This window comes from Niabella aurantiaca DSM 17617, assembly GCF_000374125.1.
GTDB classification, from domain to species: domain Bacteria; phylum Bacteroidota; class Bacteroidia; order Chitinophagales; family Chitinophagaceae; genus Niabella; species Niabella aurantiaca.
The window spans coordinates 128,231-150,712 of record NZ_KB893625.1 but is presented as its reverse complement, the minus strand read 5'-3'; the positions used below and the strand labels follow the sequence as shown (position 1 = coordinate 150,712).

The 22,482-nt window shown below is 45.4% G+C and carries 16 protein-coding genes; 4 read left to right on the top strand and 12 right to left on the bottom strand.

Translation table 11 applies throughout. From position 1 onward, the window contains the following. Positions 1-41 precede the first annotated feature (41 nt). From B160_RS0100615 to B160_RS28050, 8 genes are all read right to left on the bottom strand, one after another. The gene (locus tag B160_RS0100615) at positions 42-1,112 is read right to left on the bottom strand and encodes an SGNH/GDSL hydrolase family protein (protein WP_026309424.1); all 1,071 of its coding nucleotides are present in this window, start codon (positions 1,110-1,112) and stop codon (positions 42-44) included. Between the two features lie 10 nt (positions 1,113-1,122). Then, entirely contained in the window at positions 1,123-2,586 is a 1,464-nt protein-coding gene (locus tag B160_RS0100610; protein ID WP_018625893.1) for a mannitol dehydrogenase family protein, read from the bottom strand. Positions 2,587-2,642: 56 nt separating this feature from the next. After that, the gene (locus B160_RS0100605) at positions 2,643-2,978 is read right to left on the bottom strand and encodes a hypothetical protein (protein WP_018625892.1); all 336 of its coding nucleotides are present in this window, start codon (positions 2,976-2,978) and stop codon (positions 2,643-2,645) included. Between the two features lie 27 nt (positions 2,979-3,005). Then, complete coding sequence (locus B160_RS0100600; RefSeq protein ID WP_018625891.1) at positions 3,006-3,944, bottom strand: DUF6772 family protein; 939 nt, start codon at positions 3,942-3,944, stop codon at positions 3,006-3,008. A 31-nt stretch (positions 3,945-3,975) separates the two neighbouring features. After that, complete coding sequence (locus B160_RS28055) at positions 3,976-5,262, bottom strand: ComEC/Rec2 family competence protein (RefSeq protein WP_018625890.1); 1,287 nt, start codon at positions 5,260-5,262, stop codon at positions 3,976-3,978. A 64-nt stretch (positions 5,263-5,326) separates the two neighbouring features. Beyond that, a complete protein-coding gene (locus B160_RS0100590; RefSeq protein ID WP_040679200.1) occupies positions 5,327-6,244 on the bottom strand; it encodes a fibronectin type III domain-containing protein in 918 nt (305 codons plus the stop codon). A gap of 108 nt (positions 6,245-6,352) precedes the next feature. Continuing rightward, positions 6,353-8,062 (bottom strand): RagB/SusD family nutrient uptake outer membrane protein, encoded by a 1,710-nt coding sequence (locus tag B160_RS0100585; RefSeq protein WP_051107095.1) that lies wholly within the window; start codon positions 8,060-8,062, stop codon positions 6,353-6,355. 8 nt (positions 8,063-8,070) lie between these two features. Further along, on the bottom strand, positions 8,071-11,418 hold the full coding sequence (locus B160_RS28050) for a TonB-dependent receptor (RefSeq protein ID WP_018625887.1): 3,348 nt from the start codon (positions 11,416-11,418) through the stop codon (positions 8,071-8,073). Between B160_RS28050 and B160_RS32335 the strand changes: the two genes are divergently transcribed. Further along, positions 11,399-11,521 (top strand): hypothetical protein, encoded by a 123-nt coding sequence (locus B160_RS32335; RefSeq protein WP_281163360.1) that lies wholly within the window; start codon positions 11,399-11,401, stop codon positions 11,519-11,521. The genes B160_RS28050 and B160_RS32335 overlap by 20 nt on opposite strands. A 278-nt stretch (positions 11,522-11,799) precedes the next feature. Here the strand turns inward: B160_RS32335 and B160_RS0100570 are convergent, their stop codons facing one another. Then, on the bottom strand, positions 11,800-12,972 hold the full coding sequence (locus tag B160_RS0100570) for a FecR family protein (protein WP_018625885.1): 1,173 nt from the start codon (positions 12,970-12,972) through the stop codon (positions 11,800-11,802). A 64-nt stretch (positions 12,973-13,036) separates the two neighbouring features. Beyond that, positions 13,037-13,621: an RNA polymerase sigma factor gene (locus B160_RS30380; protein ID WP_018625884.1), complete on the bottom strand. Its 585-nt coding sequence runs from the start codon at positions 13,619-13,621 to the stop codon at positions 13,037-13,039. A 324-nt stretch (positions 13,622-13,945) separates the two neighbouring features. Between B160_RS30380 and B160_RS0100560 the strand changes: the two genes are divergently transcribed. The 3 genes from B160_RS0100560 to B160_RS0100550 all read left to right on the top strand — a co-directional run bounded on the left by B160_RS0100560 (position 13,946) and on the right by B160_RS0100550 (position 15,498). Next, positions 13,946-14,521, top strand: coding sequence for a Crp/Fnr family transcriptional regulator (locus B160_RS0100560; RefSeq protein ID WP_018625883.1), 576 nt, complete (start codon positions 13,946-13,948; stop codon positions 14,519-14,521). 62 nt (positions 14,522-14,583) lie between these two features. Next, on the top strand, positions 14,584-15,015 hold the full coding sequence (locus B160_RS28040; protein ID WP_040679198.1) for a DoxX family membrane protein: 432 nt from the start codon (positions 14,584-14,586) through the stop codon (positions 15,013-15,015). A 36-nt stretch (positions 15,016-15,051) separates the two neighbouring features. Further along, a complete protein-coding gene (locus tag B160_RS0100550) occupies positions 15,052-15,498 on the top strand; it encodes a carboxymuconolactone decarboxylase family protein (RefSeq protein ID WP_018625881.1) in 447 nt (148 codons plus the stop codon). A 176-nt stretch (positions 15,499-15,674) separates the two neighbouring features. On the opposite strand, the gene B160_RS0100545 is transcribed toward B160_RS0100550, so the two are convergent. Beyond that, entirely contained in the window at positions 15,675-19,727 is a 4,053-nt protein-coding gene (locus B160_RS0100545) for a two-component regulator propeller domain-containing protein (RefSeq protein ID WP_018625880.1), read from the bottom strand. Between the two features lie 69 nt (positions 19,728-19,796). Further along, complete coding sequence (locus B160_RS0100540; protein WP_018625879.1) at positions 19,797-22,478, bottom strand: DUF4962 domain-containing protein; 2,682 nt, start codon at positions 22,476-22,478, stop codon at positions 19,797-19,799. Positions 22,479-22,482 lie beyond the last annotated feature (4 nt).

Below are 22,482 nucleotides of genomic sequence, written 5' to 3'. Positions count from 1 at the left end.
TTCTGTTTACCATTCCCGGTTACATTTCAAGCCGGTCTTTTCTATTGCTTTTTGAGATGAAGCAGTTTAATTAACTGTTCGCCGAGATTTTGCGCCCACAGCTGATACCCCATATCTGAAGGATGTACGCCGTCTGCTGAGGTATCGCCGGTTTGCGCTGCCGGCAGTGGATTGGTAACCAAATACACATTGGTATACCGTCTCACAAACGCCCCCATTATACGCCTCGCAACGGCTCGTTTGGCGGCCTCATCCGCCCTGACCTTTTGGTCAAAATTCGCCTTGCCTCTATGAATCGTTTCAACGAAGATCAGGGGCGTATGCGGATGGGCTTTCACCAGCTTTTCAACGAAGGGCTCCAGCCGCTCTTTTATAAGGGCAGCAGTGGGGTTCGAAAAAGCATCAAATACAAATGCATCCGCCTGTACCGCAGCCAGTACGTTGGCAAAATAAGGCTGCAGCCTGGAATTGCCGGCAAAGCCAAGATTGCAAACATCCAGGTTCAAACGGCGTTGCAATTGCATCGGGTAGCTCATGCCTGGCCTGCTTGCCGCCGTACCCTGCGTAAAACTGGAACCAAAAAATACCGTTTTCACTTTGAAGGGATTGGGTATTGATTGAATAACCGCCTCCATACCAACACCAATCTCAAGGCGTTCCAGTTCGCTATAAATGGGCAGGTAGAGCAGGCACTCCTTCAGCGTCCTGTCCATGTTATTAACGATCCGTACCGCCCGGTTCCGGTCCTGTGCCACTCCCGTTCCGGCATATACCCATCGGCCATGATCCTTTATGTACAGGTCGAACCCCGAGGAGGCAATACCCGTCATGTTATCTTTCCTGTGCTCCCAAATATAACGGGCCCGGACATCAATAAAACTGGAATTGGTGCTAAACACCAGCGCCATTCCTGCCGTTGAGCGTGCCTGCTGATTTTCAGAAGCGGTGAGGCCTTTATACACCGCTGTATCCACCCGGTGAAAAGGGTGTTTTGTGGGCATTGCTTTGCCAATGAGCGTTAATTCTGATGCGTCAACAAAGCGGGTCTGCGACCATGACGGGGATAAGCTGCTGAAAAGCGTTATCAAAATAAGTAAGAGGAATGCTTTCATTATTGAAAAATTACTGTAACAGATATTGAACAGCGGACTGAATGCCTTGAGTCCGGATGCGATCTAAATGACTTTGATATATTTTTACAAATTTTTCATTCTGCATTAAATCTCCGAACACCAGGGTATGGGACAAGAATGCCAATGGATCCTCCGTTGAATTCATAGCCCGCTCTTTCATTTTATCCCGCTGTTCGTCTATCAGTACATTTTCGAACCCTGGCTCCCCCTCCCGCTCGAACAAAACGCACCAGGCTGCCAAACCAAAAATGGCCTTCTCTGCATCGCCTCCCCGATCTAACTGGTCCTTTACAGTCGGAATCAAAAATTTAGGCATCTTGGCTGTGCTTTCGGAAGCAACCCGGGTCAGCTGATCTTTAATGTATGCATTTGAAAAACGCTCGATCAGACTATCCTGGTAGTCGTTCAGATCAATTCCTTCTACGGGATCAAGTATCGGCATTACCTCCGTTGCCATGAACCTTATTAACAGCTCCCTGATATCGCTGTCACGAAGTACTTCATCAACAGTTCTGTACCCATAAAGCAACCCGATCACACTTAATAATATATGAGATCCATTGAGCAAACGGAGCTTCATTTTCTCATACGGCGCTATTTCTTTTACAAATTGAACACCAACCTGCTCCCACCGGGGTCTTCCGCCGGGAAAGTGATCTTCCAGCACCCATTGGATAAAAGGTTCGCAGGTTACGGGCCAACCATCTTCAATACCAAACTGCTGCTGAAGCTTCTGTATATCTTCGGTGGTGGTTACCGGTGTAATACGGTCAACCATACAATTCGGAAAAGCGACTTCTTTTTCAATCCATCCGGCCAGCTCCGGATCAAACAGCCGGGTAAACGACAGCAACATCCTTTTACACATATCCCCGTTGTTTTGAATATTATCGCAGGACATGACCGTAAACGGCGGCTGCCCTTTACTTTTTCGTAACTGTAATGCAGCCGCTAATAATCCAAAAACAGTTTTAGGAGCATTCCTGTTTTGTATGTCCCATTGTACATTGGCATTATCTGCAATGAATGCACCGTGCTCATCAAAATTATATCCCCCTTCCGTTATGGTTAAGGATACGATTCTTGTAAACGCATCTGCAAGCTTTGCAATGGCCTGTTCGGGATGTTGGAAAGTAAGTATAAAATCGGTGATGGAGCCGATCACTCCCGGTTCCAATCGCCCCTCCGGGTGCTTCACCATAAGCGTGTATAAGAAATCCTGCCGTTTCAATATTTCATGCATCCGGGCATCCTCCGGTCTCATACCAATGCCGCAGATAGCCCAATCACTGGTGCCTGAACTTAACAACTGGTCCTGGTAAAACGCCAGGTGCGCCCGGTGAAAGCCACCGATGCCGATATGAACGATAGCATGGCTGAGGGCAGCGCGCCCATACCCCGGTTTTACAATACCGGAGTGCAAATTCGGAATATTTTTTTCATTTAACTGCATTACTGAAAGTTTATCGTATTATCTTTTGTAAAAATCAATGCCGGCAATTGCCCGGATCATCCTTTAAGCGCAATCTGAATATTTAAGCGGAATACGGGCTGTTCGCCGGTAATGGAGCAATTAAGCCGTAACCAGTTTCCAAAATGCTTTACACGTACAAAATGCAAACCCAGGGAGCTTATGGTGTCTGACACAGTGCCTTCGGCCACCCAGTGCACCCCATCATGTGAAATTTCCACTGCTGCCTTTAATGCGGCGTCTTTTCCTTCCATATCCTCTACGGCAATAAAAAAGATACATTCATCGGCCCAGCCTCCTTCATGAGGATTGGTTTGAAAATCTTCTGTAAAATCTCTTTTCAGCTCAACATGTGAAGCATTAAATAGTTTCATTTTTAATTTAGTTTAAATGCTTATTGATTATTCCTGGGAAATAACAACCGAATCGACATAAAGAAATACACGTCGGTTGGTATCCGTCTCAACCCACATTAACGGATTCATCAATCCGTCGATACGCTCATAAGGTGCCGTGCAATAGATCGGATGGCGCCCCAGATCAAAGGTTTTATCCTGGCACTGCATTTCAATGTACTCGCGCTTCTCCGTATCAATCAATAAACGCGCATACTGCCAGTTGAGTTTACAATCCGTTTCATTATAGCACAAAGACTGCTGGCCATTGGGCACATCCAAATAGCCATCGTGTCTTCCATCCGGATATCGCTTTGCGCACCAAAATGGATCTACTCCTTTAATGCACCAGTCTCCTTCCGTGTCGAAGGCCCAATCCTTATCATCTTTTGAAGAGGGATAAATGAACTGCCATTTTTTTTGAAGCCGGCCATCCACTGAATTCAGGTACCGGACACCCGAGAAATACCGGTTGCCGCGTTCCTGCAAATCCCAACCAAAACCAAATGAACGGATGGAACTTTCATGCAAACCTGGCTGTGGGCCGCTGCCATCCACTTTGTCCTGTTCGGCAGTATAGGCAAACCACATTTCGAACTGTAAGTATTTACGTTTTAAATGGTGAAATGAAAGCCGCTTTATTGCCTGCCCCAAAGAACCAGCGGCAGGTGGAGCGGCATAAGGATTCGCTATAGGCCTGGTAGAAACTTTTAAGCTGTATTGCCCCGACAGCGAGCCATGTGAACCGGGATAACGAAAGGTCGCGGTACTCAACATTACCGGCGGCCACTGAGATTTAATTACGATACTCGGACTTTCTCCGAAATCGGGCGCCTCACAAAAGTTAGGCATGATCTCCATCCAGCCATTTAACCCATTATTAAATACATCGTATACTAAAACCTTATCTAAAGGTTTAAACCGGGACGAAAACGTTATGTCCATTTGTTTGTTTTTTAGTCTGAATTTTTTTATTTCATTTGGAATTAAAGGGTCCGGATATGCCCTTCACCTCATATTTTTCGTTGGTATCATCCAAAACATATACATTATATTCATCTCCTCCAGGTTTAACACGAACGACAATGTGGCCGCCGGTACTTCTAAAATGAGCCAGCCGATCTCCCAAAAGTTGCCTGTTCTCATTATCAAGATTGGTAGCAAAGACCTTACAGGTATTGTTAGCAGCAAAAAACCTGTCCAGCGTGGCAGGATTAGGCTGTATGCTTCTCCACACATGACATAACACCACATCCGGTCTTAATTTATTCAAAAGCGCATCACTATTCGCATTCGCAGTTCCATGGTGATTAGCCTTCATCACTTCGACTTTCTGAACAACTTTAGATATCGGTTCTTCAATATCTTTCCAGGCATCTGTCGATCTGCCATTATATTGGAGATCGCCGCCACTGAAATAATTGAATTTGCCGTAAGAGAGCTGGAAAACATCACTGAAAATATTTTCATCCGGTTTAGCCGCATTTAGTTCATTTAAATCTGTCGGAAAATTACTTTTCCATTCCGTTCCGCTTCCGGTCCAAACCTTTCCATTGACAGCAAGGTTCCGAATCTCAAACCCACTGTATTTTGATGGATTTACTTTCAACGTTATCTGGTCATTCTTCCCGACTTCAAATTGTCCGGCTGCGGCACCCCGGGTGCTTTTAGCCCAATTGATAAACCTGACAAGATTTGCTACATAGTCCGTGGTCTTTTTATCCATTGGATAATCATATTCAGGATAGCCTCTATCCAGAATCAAATCAAACGGTATCTCAACACCGACTTCGGTAACACCGTTCTTTCGAAACGTACCACCCGGTCCCACCGGCATCTCATTACTTGTACCTCCCATATGATCGGCATGAAAATGGCTGAGCAGGATATAATTCAGTTTTTGATTGAATCCAGGCAAAAAATGTTTTATATAGTTGGAGATGGCTTTGCCGGAAGATATGTTGTCATTCGGCTTCTTCGGCGGGGGTGGATATTCGTAGTCCGGTTCAATAAGCGAGCTTGCGGCATCTACCATCATAGTAGTCCCATCAGGCAGTATAAGAAACGTACACTCTCCACGCCCTGTGTTGATGGCGTGAATATCCAAATATCCTTCCTGCCAGGCCGGCAAAGTCTTCCCAATAACCACCGGATCCTGCGGATCATCCGGACCTCCTCCCGCATTTGAATTTGCTTTTTCTCTATTACAGCAAGTCAAAAACAGCGTTATAAAAAGTAGTTTGCTCCATTTGTTATAATACATAAATACACTGATTTTTTTAAGTAATTTTTATTGCTTTTCCTATTCTAAAAATCCAGATGCGGTGTCAGTAGTAAACAGCAATTTCATCGATTGTCCAACGGCTGTTCGCACCTACACCTTCACTATGCTGAACAAAACGAAAACGTACGGGCACTTTGATATCCAGTTCATATTCCTTGTAATTCGATGGGTCGTCGAAGTCCCTGTTCCAGGGAATGCCGTCGCTAAGCGTATAGCGAGCTAACTCTGTCCAGGAATTCCCGGAATCCACAGAATATTCCACCGTAAAATCCCCCATGTTATTGTCATTTTTCGTAGCTGGCCCTACATAGAACGATAGTTTGGAAGCACCGTAAGGCAGGTCGAAATTCATCCCCATAACAGAATTCTGATTATTTTGCGTCAACATTCCGTATTTACCATCGGGATGCCGGGCAATAGTAGAACCCCCGTTACGGTAAATCCGGGACGACTGCCATTTTCCCGATGGAAATTCGTCTACGCCATTGACATCATACGCTGCCAGGTGTGACATGGTTTCGTCTTCCCATCCTTCGGGGAAGTTGGGATATAACTGAAGTTCAACTGCAGGAGGGGGTTCGGGCTCTTCAAAGTCGGGCGCTACAAAACCATACTTAGGCATTATCCTCCCTCGTTGCTGGCCATCCATAACATATACCCAATCTCCCCGAACCGGATTTTCCGGTGTATTAAAATTAGCACGCACTCTTATATAATACCCCGTTATCTCGTTTAAACCGGTGAATGTATAAGCGTCCCCCGAAACAGTGGTATATTGTTCGATAGGCGTATCACTGTCCGGAGCACTTAATAACTGAACAGTATAGGAAGCAGCTTCTTCTATACGGCTCCAGGTAAAAGTTATGCTACCACCGGCATACGTCAGTAATTGCACATTTTCAGGAACGCCATTTCCAAAATCACTTAAACCTGGAATGCTTTCGCGCTTACAGGATAGCATGGTTATTGACAGAGCAAAGGACACTATGTAACAACAATACAACATCGCCTTTTTCATAATATTCTCTAATTTTTAAATGAACATTCATGTCTTTAATCCAATCCGTTTTTAGTCGCCGTAGCCGGGGTTGTTGGGCAACAGGTTTGGATTAATAGTGATCTCCTCAGTAGGTATCGGCCAGAGGTATTGCTTCGGCTGGAAATCCCGGATCACCGGCGTTCGTACCTTACCTGTATTAATTATGGGTTGTAAATTAACTAAACCGTTATCTTCTATAATTGGCAGGGCCCCTTTCGGAAAAAAGTAATCTCCTGAATTTATGTTAGCTGTAAGACCCGGTTTTTGTGGCAAGGCAACAACCGGCCGCTTATTTGCAATCTCCATTAATCTCCAGCGGATCAAATCGAAATACCTCCTGTTTTCCCAGGCCAATTCCACCCGGCGCTCCATACGGATAATCGTCCTCAATTTTGCCTGGTTCGTCTCAGAAATAGAAGGGTAAAGCGCTATCGCGGTTTTGGGAACTTTATATGCCCGGGCCCTGATTGAATTCAAAGCATCAAAAACGGATTCGTCTATTTCATTCAATTCCATCTTGGCTTCAGCATACATTAAAAGTACATCTGCATAGCGCATCACCATCCAGTTGTTATCAGACAAATAATCATCAGCCCATGTTTCATCAACGCCCTTTTTCAGGCATAATCCATTATAGGCCGCAAACTGATCGCTTAATTGAGACTCCTTATTCGTCACCATCTTTCCGGTAGCGATCTCCAGCGTCTGGGCCACTCCCGGATCATAGATATACCCCAGCCAGGGAGTTCCAAATTCTACAATAGTTTCGTAAATTCTTGGGTCCCTGTTTTTAAAGGGGTCCTCCGGGTCATAAAGCGGGGACTTATCGACAGGAAGTCCGTCTGTACATAAGTAGGAACAAAACAACTCCCAGGAAGGCTGGGCAACATTGTTCCCGCCTGCATAACGGGGAACAAAGGATTTAGCATTAAAAGCTTCCGTCCCGGTCAGTTCCATAGATTGGGGCAACACGAATATAAACCCGGGCGACGAATTCGTAGAAGCGAGGAACATGCTCCTATAGTCCGGGTCTAAAGAATATTCTTTAAGATCCATACAACTTTTGGCTGCATCCCGGGCTGTTTCGTAATCCAACATCCAGGTTGCAGCTCTGGCCTTAAAAGCATAGGCTGCTCCATCTGTTATTCTCCGTACTCCCGAACCCGGAGGGGGCAGGTATTTAGCCGCTGTATCAAAGTCAGCATAAATTTGCTTTAAGACAATATCTTTATCGGTCCGGCCCATCGCAAAAGCTTCATCTATCGTAACTTCTTTTGTCAGAAAAGGAACATCACCATAAAGGAAAACCAGGTACGAATAAAAAGCCCCGCGAAAAAAACTCGCTTCTCCTTTAAATTGATTCAGCTTTTCTTCCGGAATTGTACCCCTGACCTTGTCGATGTTATTTAAAATAATGTTCGCCCTGGAAATCCCTTTGTAAGTATTAATCCAGGTTTCTTTAGAGTCAGACCAATCACTTGTAATGGTGCCGGACGCATATTCGTATAATTGCTCCCTTTGACTCCAGTCATCGGTATATCTATCCAGATTGTATGCCCTGCTTGCCTCAACATACCATAACTCCGGACGATATAAATCATTCAGGGCTAATTCAAATTCCTGTTCATTTGAAAACCAATTTTCACTGGATCCTTCCGATAATGGATTTAAATCCAGCTTCTGGCATCCGAAAAATATGGATGCAATTGTTAAAACACTAATTATTTTCTTCATTTTCATGACTTAAATTAAAACCTAATAGAAAGTCCACCCGTCCATGTTCTAGCGATATAAGCTGAAGCAGATGCTTCCGGATCCCATCCCCTGGGATAATGATCAAGAGAAAACAGATCGGAGACCGTTGCGAAAATCCTTATATCCTTAACATCTAACCGTTTAACAATTTGTTTAGGCAGTGTATAACTGAGGCTCACGTTCTTTAACCGGAAGTAAGATCCATCAAACAACCAAAAATCGGACATGCTGTAATTATTTCCTTTATATCCAATCTGGGATAACCTTGGGAATTTAGCGTTCAGATTCTGTTCAGGGGTATTATATTCACTATAATAATTACCGTCCACAAAAGACGGAAACGTATACCAGGCAATGGTTTGATATGCCATATCAGCGGTTAATCTTGCAAGCTGTTTGCCAACCCCCTGGAACATAACGGAGAGATCAAATCCCTTGTACCCCAGGTTAATGGTTCCGCCATATTCATATCTTGGTAAAGACCCGCCCAACAGCGTCTTATCGCGTGTGGGGTCAATGACGCCGTCCGGTTTCCCATCCGGTCCATCAATATCAATAAACTTTACATCGCCGGGCTTTTCTGCACCACTCAGCAATGGAGAGGCATCCAGATCACTTTGGGTTTGAAATAAACCACCGGAACGGTAACCATACCATTCATTGAATTCACTGCCTTCACGGATGATCTGATCTCCTAAAAACACAATTCCGGAAAGGTTCCCCATTATAGATTTATAGTCCGATATATGCGTTTGTACAGCATATCTAAAATCTCCGGCCTGATCCCGCCATCCCAGCCCCAGCTCCCATCCGGTAGTATGCATATCACCGGCATTCTGATCGGGTAAGCCAAATCCCATAAACCTCGGAATAGCGAGCTGTAAAAGCATATTGCGTGTTTCCTTTTTATAATAGTCGCCTGTAAGAGACAACCTGTTATTAAAAAGCGCAGCATTGAATCCAATATTCCAGGTGTTCGTTGTCTCCCAGGTAATATCTCTGATACTATAACTGGTTTGCGAGGCTGAAGTATTGGCGGTTATTTTATCGTCATTAAAGAATAATACATCATGAAAGCTCATAATTGCCTGGTAAGGATAATTTCCGATTCGCTCGTTACCCAATGCCCCCCATGAGGCCCTCAGCTTCATAAATGATAATGGTCTTAAATTCAGCTTCTGTATAAATGATTCTTCCGTAAGAACCCATCCGGCGGACACAGAAGGGAATATTCCCCATCTGTATTGTGATGCAAATCTGGATGACCCATCATAACGAACATTGGCTTGCAATAAATACTTTTTGTCAAAATCATAATTCATCCGACCAAAAAGAGACTGGGAGGCCACCTCGCTGGCATCACCACTAACCTGTACATAATTTGAATTTGCCCGATCAAGAAAGGGGAATTCCGAAAGAACCATCTGGTCGGTATTCACAAGAGGAGACTCCGCCCTTTTATACTGATCCTCATATCCGGCCATCACAGAAATATGGTGTTGCGAATTAATTCTGGTTTCGTAGTTCGCATATAACTGCTTGGTCAATGTCCTTATTTCCGGCCGGGATTCCCTGAGGCCATTTGTAAGATTCCCATCTATCAACCCACCGAATTTCGAGCGGTCATCTATGTCATAATAAGAGACCTGCTTTTGAAAATTCGTAGCTTTGGTCTTATAAACAGAAGGCGAAAAATACGCGGAAACGGTTAAGTTTTTAACCGGCTTTATCTCCAGGCCAAACCTGCCCAGAAAATTGTCTTTCTGGTTGTGGTTCCACCCTCCATAATTTATGCGTGCCCATGTATTTGCCCCTAACCTCCCCGGTGCGATATATCCATCAGACCAATACGGCACTGCTATCTGGGCATATTTATAACTGGAAGAGAATGGATTCGTAATAGGGCTTTCATCAAAATCGTAAAAGTAATACGTATTGATTTTAGCCGTTATAAATTTATTTACTTTAATATCTGTATTAAGCCGGGCCGATATTCTTTCGTCCGACTTGTTAGCGTAAAGCCCGTCCGCATGATCATAATTTACAGATGCTCTTAATTTAACTACATCGTTACCATAATTAATGGACATATTCTGTTGGGTAAACAGCGCATGATCTTTAAGAATCAGGTTCTGCCAATCTATATTGGGATATCTGTCCGGATCAACACTATTATTCCAATAATAGTCTTCAATAAAATTTTCACCATATACAGAGTATTCATTCCCAGGCGTATTTCCGCCATCGTTCCATGCCACTTCGTTCATCATCTGCATATATCTGATGACATCAACATTTTCAGGGAGCTTTGAAGGCGATACCGCACCAATATTGCCCGTGTATTCAAGACTTACAACATTCCCCTTAGGTTTTTTTGTAGTGATCAGTAAGACTCCGGCGGCAGCCCGGGAACCATAAATAGATGCCGCTGATGCATCTTTCAGGACAGAAATATTTTCTACATCATTCGGGTTTATACGGTCAATGCTTTCGACCTCCACTCCGTCAACCAGGATAAGCGGATCACTATTACCTATGGTAGTTACACCTCTAACCCGAATCGTTCCTGTACTTGATGACCCCGGAATGCTACTATTTCTGGTAACAGAAACCCCGGGTACAAGTCCCTGTAATGCCACTGATAGCTGCATTTCATTTTTGCGGGATATATCATCACCTTTTACCGTTGTTACGGCCCCCGTAAGATCCCGCTCCTTTTGTGTTCCGTAACCAATGACCACCAATTGTTCCAAAGAGGTTTCCATTACAGACAGGATAATAGTAATCGGCCCCTGATCTCTTATAACCACCTCTGTGCTGTTATAGCCAACAAATGACACTTCCAGCACCTGCCCTATCTGCGCATCGATGGCAAAGTTTCCCTGCTCGTCTGTTTGAGTTCCATTCGCTGTACCCTTTACATGTACCGAGGCACGTGCTAAAGGCGCGCCGGTGCTGTCTGTCACTTTTCCTTTTATGAACGCGTAGCTGTTTTCAATTTTTGCGGTGACCGGGGTGGGCGCTTCTTTCGGACGTTCAGGCAGCAGTGTCTTTTTTGAGAGCACAATTGTTTTCTTTCTGATAACAAACCCGATTTCCCGGTTCGTCAGCAACCTTGTAAGAAACCGCTGCAGGGGTTCGTTTCTGGCCTGAATCGTCACCGGGTCTGCGTTTCTCAATAAGGATATATTACCGGCCACGGTATATCCCGTCTGGCTTTCTATCTCCGAAAATATCGTTTTCAATGTTACATTATGTCCGGAGAAGGTAACCGTCTGTGAGTTAACGCTTGCATGTGCATGCAAAAATAAAAACAGGAGTATGAAAGTGGTCAATTTCATTACAAGTAGGAATTTTTTCAACGATCCAGGAACAGCACCCGGTCTGGAAAAGCCTGTAAAAGCAACCGGTCTTTCACAAACAGCTTCTGAAAATTCTTTATAAAAATTGTAAAAAGTAGGAGATGGTCCTGACCGAAGTACTTTTTTTCTACGCAAAGCATATATAGCCTCACGAAATGCATAAAATCGCATAAATTTGCTTTGTAAGTTAAGTTGATGGAAACAGTTGAATACTCTGGATTTTAATTGTTAGAGACAACTTGATTTTTTGCCGGAGGCGTAGCGAGCGCTTCCGGCTTTTTTGTCTCTAACAAAGTAGATCTAACATTTCATGACATAGACATTCGTTTAAGTGATTCATTTGAAAAAGATATCGTCATTTCATTTTTTTACTACCAGCCGGTTCTGTTCGATCGTGCACGACACACCCATATCTTTAAGGCTGTTTACTACTTCGGACAAACTCAGATCGCGTCCAATTTTCCCAAACAGTTCAATATTCGGGACCCCGGAAGGGAAAACAACCTCCACATCATACCATCTTTCCAGCTGATGCATTATCTCTGTAAAAGCCAGCCCCTCCAGGTTGAAGTATCCGTTTTTCCAGGACATTACTTTATCTTCCTGCACGTTAATCGTTCTCAGGTCGCTTCCCACGGCCTGCTGCCCTGGCTTCAAAATTTTAGACAGGGAGCCCATATCAGCGATTACTTTTATCGAGCCTTCCAATAAGGTCACCTTTGGTTCGGACTCATTTTTATAGCTGTTAATATTAAAGCGGGTGCCCAATACCTCTGTCTGAATGCCATCACAATCCACAATAAATTTTTGTAATGGGTTCCTGGCCACTTCAAAGTACCCTTCTCCTGTGAGCTGCACCTTCCTTACCTTGCCGGTAAACGCCACGGGATAGGATATCGAGGATCCGGCATTTAACCAGATATGGCTGCCATCAGAGAGCCGGATATCCACCACTTTACTGCCACGCGGATTGGTAAGCGTATTGTATTGCAAACCGTTAGCGACTTTATTGCCGGTAGCCTGGTAAGAAATTTGTCCATTGCCCAGTTTTAATAACTGAACATTACCCAACATAGCGATCTGCCCGTTGCCCGCACTATCCAGGTACACGGTTGTTCCGTCTGTCAGGGTGATGGTAGCCCGGTTAGACCCGGGTGCCGTAATATCAGATCTTGAAGCCGCAATCACTTCCCGCTCCGGCATCACAGGCTTACGTATAAAATAGGCATAGCCTGCTATACCTGCCAGCAAAACGACCGATGCGGCAACCATCCATTGCCTGCGGTAACGCTTAAAAACAGCGGGTTTAACGTTATCGTCGCTCTTTTCATGGATGACATGCAAGAGCTCTTTCAGCCATTCTTCTTTAAAAGGCTCTGTTACTTCCCGATCCGTTAAAAGTGACTCAAACTTCTCCAGGACCTGCTGATACGCTTCTATTGACAGGCTATCCAACCAGGCCCTAAGCAAGCTCATTTCCTGCTCTGATGCACCGGTAGTTGCCAATTTCTCTAATATTACTGCATAGTCCATAAGGAAGAATACTGTATATAAGACGACGCCACAAGCGGGTCATGGACGTTGTCTTAAAGTTTTTTTAAAAAAAAGAGGTTAAAATGATCAAAGTCCCTGTCACAAAATGATCCAGGCCCTGGTAGCGGCTCAGCTTTTGCCGCACGAAGCGCGTGGCAAGGTACAGCTGCTTTATGGTAACCGCTTTAGAGATTGCCAGCTGCTCGCTGATTTCATCCAGTGTTTTATCTTCAAATATGCGCAACTGGTATATCCGTTGCTGGCGCTCGCTCAACTCACTTATGGCTTTTAGTGCGTTTGTATAAACCTCCTTGTATTCAGTCTGCTGAAATCCATCCTCCTGAACCCTATTATTATAGGGCGTTCCTGTTTCCCTCTGCTGGCGGGCTTTATTACTCTTTTGGAGGTCCAGCAACCGGTTTTTTGCCATTCTGTACAGGTATTGCTCAAATGAGCGGATACAGATTAATGACGCGCGCTTTTCCCATATTTTCAAAAATATGTCCTGAACAATTTCAGGTGCGTCATCTGCATTTGCAAAAGGATATAGGAATCTGGACAGTTTTGGCTGGTATTTTTTGTATAAAGCCACAAATGCCTGCTCATCATTTTCTGAGAGTCGTCTTAAAAGAATAACTTCGTCGGCCATTTGCACATTCGACTATTTTATAAATTAAAGATTGCTGCAAGCAGTTTACAATGGAACTATCGAAGAATAGTTAAGTATACTCATGCTGCAAATTACAGTTTTTTTCATACTTCATATTCCTCGGTCATCATAATTAATAATGCCTTAACTCCCAAAACGGATCATATCCGTAAGCGCACGGCTCATCCAAATCAGGTATCATGATTTTAACCGCATGCCCCCGTACGCGTGCCTGGTTACGGTCCGTTCGCTATGAGAAACAGATACAGCAGGTGACCAATTTGTAATTCAGTAGATTTGTAAAGCCATCATAATATAACAACAATGTCCAGAATATTCAGAACACACTTAGCAAAATTCATCGAGGTAAATAATAAGGAATTTGATGAAATATTGAAGTACTTTGACACCAGATCGGTTGCCAGGAAAGAAAACCTATTAAAAGAAGGTCAAATTTGCAGGTACCACTACTTCGTATTGAAGGGGCTCCTCCGTCAATTTTTTATCAATAACGATGGGGTGGAGCAAACTACTGAATTTGCCATTGAAACCTGGTGGCTTACAGATAATAGCGCCTACGAACACAAGTCGCCCACCTCATTCTATATCCAGGCTGTAGAGAAATCGGAAATATTATACATCAGCCGGGCGAACCAGGAAAAATTGCTAAAGGCGTTCCCGGTAATGGAGCGCTATTTTCGTTTTATTTATCAAAGAGCCTTTGCAGCAAGCCAGATGCGGATAAAATATCATCTTTCATTTTCAAAAAAAGAATTCTACTTTAGTCTAAGCAAAATGTATCCTGAATTTGTACAACGCGTTCCCCAGTACCTTATCGCATCCTACCTCGGTTTTACACCTGAGTATCTGAGCGAAATACGCAGGCAAAATATTTCTTAAACCAGTTTAATTTTTTTTTGATCGCCAGTGTTCAACTTTGCATTATCAATCATAAGATTCACATGAACAAAAAGACAACACCATTTCCCCAGCTCTTTTTAAGGATCGCGATAGCAGCAACAATGCTTTCAGCCGTCGCAGACCGGTTTGGTTTCTGGGGCAAAAATTCGGCCTGGGGAAACTGGGAAAATTTTGAGAAATATACCGCACAGCTTACATTCTTTCTCTCTCCGGCTTTGAGCAAATTTGCAGCCTGCGCCGCTACCTTTTTGGAAATTGTTTTGTCCATCCTGTTACTGTCAGGATTTAAAATAAAATTGACGGCAACGGCTACCGGCATTCTATTGCTGGTCTTTGCTCTATCAATGAGCGCTTCTTTAGGCATGAAAGCACCACTGGATTATTCGGTATGGGTGGGGAGTGCAGCCGCATTCTTATTAGCGGATCAAAAAACGGCCCGGACAATGAATACCAGCCGTCCACAACAGACTTGATAAAAAATATTCTTTAAACACTTAAATAAATTGAAAATGCAGGAACGTATTGATTTTACCGGTACAGGACAACCAAAGGCGTTTAAGGCCCTGTTGGGCTTAGAGGCTTACCTGGTACAAACTTCTATTTCAAAGACACTAAAGGACCTCATCAAAATCCGCGCTTCGTATATTAACGGCTGTGCTTATTGTATAGATATGCACACAAAAGAAGCCATTCATAACGGCGAAAAAATCCAGCGCATTTTTCTGATAGCCTCATGGAGAGAAGCGACTAAATTCTTTACCGAAGAAGAACAAGCCGTTTTGACCATTACAGAGGAGATCACACTCATTCATCAACAAGGATTGACTGATGCAACTTATGAACGTGCACGCCGGTTTTTCAACGAAGACCAGATAGCAGAAATCATTATGGCGATCGTTACGATCAATGCCTGGAACAGGATCGCCATCAGTACGCATCATCAAATCGAAGATTAGGCAATTTGCAGGTTTAGCGGATCAGCTTGCACCTCTTTCAAAAAAAAATGCAAAAATCCATACCGAAGTACCAAAATGGCAACCCGTTTGGAAAACAGACCCGCTACAGCGGATTACTGATTGAAATTCTATTTGGCGGAACAGCAAAACATACACCACCGGTTATTCCCATTCCGTCAGGAAGCCGTACCCGGATCTGGTTTTTCAAGATACTCAGTAGGCATACAGCCATAAAACTGTTTAAAGGCTGTAGAGAAGTAGGAGGGTGTATTAAACCCGCACATATAGGCAATTTCGGACACGGCATATTTTTGCAGCCTGATAAGCTCGGCCGCTTTTTTGAGGCGGACGCGTTTGATCAGGGCCGTAGCAGAGTCCCCGGTAATGGCTTTCACTTTCAGATACAGGTTGGAACGGCTCATGCCCAGTTCCCGGCTCAGTTTTTCTACAGAAAAATCATAGGCATCCAGGTTGTCTTCAATAATGGACACAGCTTTCTCCAGAAATTCCTGGTCAATTTTATTAAACGTAAGCTTTTCCGGCTCTACCTCTTTAACGTCCGCATAATAGGCCCTCAATCTTTTCCTCAAACGCAGGATGGCCTGCACTTTTGCCGCCAGCAGGGATATGGAAAAGGGTTTGGTGATGTAGTCATCCGCTCCCATATCGAGGCCCTTAAGCTGGTGTGCGGTCTCGGTTTTGGCAGTTACCAAGAGCAGCGGTATATGACTGGTCTGAATATTTTGCTTTACTCGCCTGCAAAAATTAAGACCATCCATCTCCGGCATCATTACATCGCTGATAATGAGGTCAGGCTGCTGCTCTTCTATTTTTCCCAGTGCTTCCTTACCGTTGTAGGCAACGGCCACCGCATAATCGCTTATAAAATATCCCCTGATGTACTCAACAATTTCACGGTTATCATCTACGATCAAAATTGATTCTTCATTCGCCGGAGCAACCACAGGCAATTCCCCACCGGGATTTGCCTGCGGCACTGCTTCGGTTTCCAATCCGTTGCCGGCAGAAAGGTCCATATCATCTACCCGTCTGTCCTCCCCGTAAGCGGCATCATTTAAAGGCAGGTAAATCGTGAACCGGCTTCCTTTACCCGGCTCGCTTTTAACGTCAATATACCCATGATGCAGCTCGGCCAGGCGGCTGGTAAACGCCAGCCCTATTCCCGAGCCCAGGTTCATCTCCTCCCCGTTTACCTGGTAAAACCGGTCGAATATCTTATGCAGCTGCTCTTTTTCGATCCCTTTGCCGGTGTCCGATACCGATATAATGGCATATGTTGCATTGGCATCAAGACGCAGCACCACCGTTCCGCCATCGGGCGTGTACTTAAATGCATTGGAGAGCAGGTTGAATACCATATTTTCAACCGCGTCCTTATCAAATAAGAACTGCAGCCTTCCCGTTGCCGACTGATTTTGATAATCGATATGGTTCTTTTCGGCAAGGGACTTGAAGGATTGATAAATATCCTGCAAGAACCGCGGCATATCATTGTTTGCCACCCGCAACCTGCGGGTTCCCATTTCTGTTTTACGGAACTCAAATAGCTGGTTCACGATATTGTAGAGGCGGCGCGTATTCCGCATCATCAGCTCGTGCCGCTGATGCCGTTTTTTATCCGGATCGGGCTGTTTTAAAATCTCCTCCAGGGGCGCCATGATCAGCGTGAGCGGCGTTCTGAGCTCGTGCGATACGTTGGTGAAAAAATCCAGTTTTATCTTGTTGATATAATTTACTTTTTCCCTGTTCACACGCTCCAGCTTCAACTGGTGAAGGGCGCGCATTCTTTCTGTAAGAATGCGGTATAAAAAAATGGCTGCGGCAACAATAAACACCACTACCAGGGCGTAAAACCAGTTCGTTCTATACCAAACGGGTCTTATGATTATTAAAAGTGTTCTTTCCGGGCTCTCCTCGCCCTGGGAGCCAAGGGCTTTTACATGAAACGTATAAGAACCGGGCTGAAGATTGGTATAGGAAGCCCGGGGCAGGCCCTCTGCCTGTTGCCAGCTTCTATCAAACCCGTCAAGCCTGTACATATAGCGGGTGCGGCTATCGGAAATATAGTTGAAGGTGTTGAAAAGGATGGTAAACTGCCGGTACTCATTGGGAAGCTTTAATGACTCCACATCATTAATATACTTTTTCAAAATACCGGTGCTGTCGTTGGGCGTAACCAGCTGTCCAAATACTTCCAGCCCGGTAAATGCTATTTGCAGGGACAAGGGCTTTTGATTGAACATTTGCGGAGAAAAATAAGTAATGCCATTCAGTCCTCCAAAGAATAGCCGCCCATCATGTGCCTTACAGGATGCATATATATTGAACTGGTTATTCTGCAAGCCATCTTTTGAATCAAAATGAACCGATTGGTTTTTATCGGGGTTGTATTTTACAAGACTGGTATTTGTCGTAATCCACAAATTGCCTTCGTTGTCTGAAAGAATGCTGTTAATATTGCCCCCTAACAGTCCCTCCTTTTCTTTATAGCTGACAAAGGACTTTTTATTTTCGTCATACAGATTCAATCCATCGCGGGTGCCCACCCATACCCGGCCCCGGCCATCTTCATAAATAAAATTGATGATGGCATTGCTCAGGGAGTGGTTGTCCAGCTGCTCAAAAATCATTTTACCGGCATCCAGAATATTGACGCCATTGATGGTGCCGATCCATACTCTTTTTTTACGATCTTCCATCAAATAGGTAATCCCGGGGGAGCTGATGCTTTTACCCCTGCTGTCTTTTCCTACAAGCGTAAATGTTTCCGTTGCTCTGTCAAACAGGTTCAGGCCGGTGCGCGTGCCTACGAAGATCCTTCCGGCATGATCTTTTAACAACGCATATACCATGTCGCCTGCTATCCCTTTAGGGTCTGCCGCATTATACCGGAGGTTTTTATTAGCGCCGGTGGCGGGGTTAAAAATATTCAGCCCCTTGTTATGGGTACCTACCAGCAGTGTGCCGTCATCAGTGAACTCGATCGATTTTATATTATTGGAGCTGAGACCGGGGGCATTTTCCCGGCTGATAAAATAGCGTATTTTGTTTTCACCAGGCACCCAGTAATTGAGCCCTCCGCCCTCCGTACCGATCCAGAAATTGCCATCGCCATCCTGCCGGATGACATTTACCACATTATCATTTAAAGCGGCCTGTTCTGAATTTTGGTTCAGGCTATTGAAGGTAACCCCCTGGCTATGAAAATAACTAACCCCGCCATAATAGGTTCCCAGCCACATGCCGTTTTGCCTGTCGCGATAAATGGCCCTTACCGAATTTTGTCCAATGGAGAACTCATTTTTAGGGTCGTGGTAGTAATTTTGAAAAAGGTCCGGGCCATTCATAATGGTTAAGCCGGTGAACGTGCCGATCCATAAAACACCTTCCTCGTCTTTTGCAATGCTTCTTACATTATTATTGGCGATGCTGGAGGGATCGCCGGCCTGGTGTACATACTTTTTAAACGAGCCGGATGCCGTGTTTAGCTGTAGCAGGCCGTCGCCCTCGGTACCTGCCCAGATATCGTCGCCATCCCTGAAAAGACAGTTGACCCGGGTGTTAACCGCGGCAGCCAGTACCGGGGCCACTTTATTGGAACCGGGGTGATAAAGAAACAATCCCTGGTCCGAGCCCATGAGTATATCCCCGCCCCAAAGTGACAGGCTGTATATTTCCTTAATGTCTGATAAGGCACTGGTTGCTACTTTTATAAATTTTTTTCCAGAAGCATCCGACCCGTAAAGCTCACCGGCATTACTGGCGGCCCATATCCGGCCCTCCGCGTCCTGTATAATCGAAGAAATAAACCACTCACCCGGCCCCGGCGTGATATTAAAACTTTCAAAAGTATTCGTTAAATAATTGTAGCTGTTGATGCCGCCGTTACCTCCGATCCATAGCGTGCCCTTTTTATCGGTAAACAGGTATCGGATGTAATAGGAGCTGATCTGTTTTTGATGGTCCTTTGCGGGTCTGTACACCGTAAAACTACGGCCGTCATACCGGTTCAGTCCATCCCTGGTTCCCAGCCATATAAACCCAAGATGATCCTGGGTAATGGTCCAGACAGTACTTTGCGACAACCCTTTATCTACCGATATGGTTGAAAAATGCCGGAAATTATTTTGTGCGGTGCCCGTCTTGCAAAAAAACAGCAGCAGTAATAATTCAAGATAAAAGACATATATTTTTTTATCCACGGTCATGAGCTCTTGAGAAAACCAAATTTAGCACTATTGGGCCGAATATTGACTCAAAAGGATGAAACCACCGGGTCATTTTTGACGATCATACCGGGCCACTTCCGGCAGTTGATCTGCCGCTTCCTGCCTGCTCAGCCTGCCGTTCTGCAGCTCCAGCAACAGGGAGCTTCCGGCTGTCTGCCGCCGGTATTTTTTGCCGGAGAAACTAAGGTGGCTGCTTCCGTAGTCAAATAGTGAACGGCCGTCGGCAACCTGCAACAGGGCCGCTTTAGCGCCATCCAGCTGGGCTTTAATGTTCCAGCCGCCGGCATTCAGCTGCAACAGGCCGCCGCTGTTACCAATGGTCTTAATCATTTCGGGCCTCCCTTCTTTTATCTGGATGACGGTAAGGAACCGGAACCTTTGCGCCGCAGGCGAAGTGACACCGGCGTGCCATTGGTCGGTGTATACACGCAACCGATCCCCATCGGTCAGCTTCATCCAGTTTACTGCAGGCTCTGCAAATTGATTATGAATGGCCATCTGCAGCGGCGCATTGGCAAAAACAGTTGCATTCACGTTCCCCAAACCGGTTACGACCTTAAAATGCTGCCTGTCCGACGGATCGGTTTTATCAGCGGTGATTTTGTAAAACGGCGTGTGAAACTGTGTGGTCCATTTTACAGTTTTCCTGGCTTCCAGTTCGTCATATAATACAATATAACCGCCATCGAGCTGGAGCATATGCCTGCGGTAAAGTGTAACGCCGGGATCGCCAAAACCGTTTGCCCCATCCGGTTTCACCTTAATTTGATCAAAGCGGTTCAGCCAGAAAGCGCTCTCAATATTACCATAGGCGTTACTGGCATCGCCCAGGGCATATTGGATACGCACCCCACTGATGGAACGGGGGATCCATCCATATCCTTCCTCCCCAATTCTCTGACTTAAGCTATCGGCTAATAGGGTACAATAAGCGCGGGTATTGCGGTAGTCTAACAGGTTATGCCTGTCGCTGAAGTTGCTGTAGTACCCGCTGGCACCAAAAACGGTTTTCCCTTTGTAATTAACGGTAAAGGCGTTTTGTGCCGCATGCCCGTGGCCGGATGAGCCGAAAGGATTACTAATGAGATAGCTGCAGATATTTTCCCCGGCCCGGGTAAGATCATCGGTCATTGCCACCAGGCCAATATCTGCAAAGGTCCTGGAGCGGGGCAGGTTCTTCGGTGATGCTATGGGCAGCCTGCGGTGGGGATCATAGTTCAGTAAGCGGAAAAACAAGTAGTCATCGGTTCCTTTAAAAAATCCAGGGTGCGCCGTCTTTATTTGCTGCACATACCAGTTGAGATAGGGATTATCGATTTTAAATGTGAGCGCATCGGCAAACAACGCATACCCGGCATTCATGCCGTTGCGCAAATTTTCCCATTGATCGCCATAGGCGGTGGATGTGCCTGCGGGTGGATAGGAATACAACAGGTAATAAGGCAGGTTTTGCATCCAGGGTAACCGGAAATAATCCACACCCGAAAAATCGCTGAATAATTGCGACAGGTAAATAGTGGACCGGAAGTTTACCTGGAAATAGCCGTTCCCTTCATGCCAGCCGCCGTCGGTGGTGCCCAATACAGGAAACCGGGCGCTCCATACTTCATATATATACGTCAGCCATTCCCTGGCCTGGGGCACTTCGCCCATCAGGGCTACGGTGGCAATAGCCAGCTGGCGCAATGTGATCTGCCATATATGGTTGTCGCTCACATGCAATTCAAAACGGTTGGGAAGGTGGTCATAAATTTCACGTGCCCGTTTGATCATTACTTTTTTAAAGAGCGCTTTCTCTTCAGAATTGATATAATCGTACCCGAGATCATAAAACCAGCCCATGGCTTCGAGTACCGCACCATTATTAAAATCGCTTCTTGTGGCCCAGTTTTTTTCAGGATCCATGTGAGCCAGGTTCATCGCCCTGCGTTTTGCATCATTGATAAAGCGCTGATCCCTGGTCAGATAGTAGGCGATACAAAGATTGCGGACGGGATTGCCGACCTTGTCGCCAAAACCATGGTACATCCGGTCCATTAACCCGTCCAACTCCTTCCCCGTTTTTCCCGCGGTATCTATTTTTCGCATGGGAGCTTCGCCCGGGAGTGGCTCCCGCATGAGCTTTTCCGCAAACCCGATAAACTTTTTAGCTTCGGGGTTATTCCGGTTATTTTCATAAAAAGTATTTTTCAGCTGGTGAAGATTCCAAAGGTGCGGGTGTGGCCCCTCGTTGCGTTTCAGCACTTCAGTTACCGGCGGCGATACTTTGGCATCCGCATACCGGGCATCTACCAAAAAATCGTACACCGGGCTCCAGGTCCATCGATTGCTGCCTTTGAGTGTATACCCATATTTCCAGTACCAGCGGCCCGGCTGCAGTGCCTGGTGCAGCGGGTACACGGCCCAGGCCTGTAACGTACTTTTAATAACGTTGACCGAAAAATTTTTATCCTGCGCCAGTATTACCTGGTAGCGCACATTCCCGATATCAGGATCCGGGGGTACTGCGCTGCCACTTTCCATAGGCAATACCACCTGTCTGCCATTGGTGGCCGGCCACATCAGCGCCGGAGCGTTGGTGGGCACGGTGATGCCATTTACGGGATAGGGCCACTCGCGCACACGGGCATGCAGCTTATCAGCCGTCAATTTCAGAATACCGGGCTGCTGGGCAAAGGACGGAGCTACAATAGCGATAACAACTGCGCAGAGGATATATTTAAATTTCATAGTA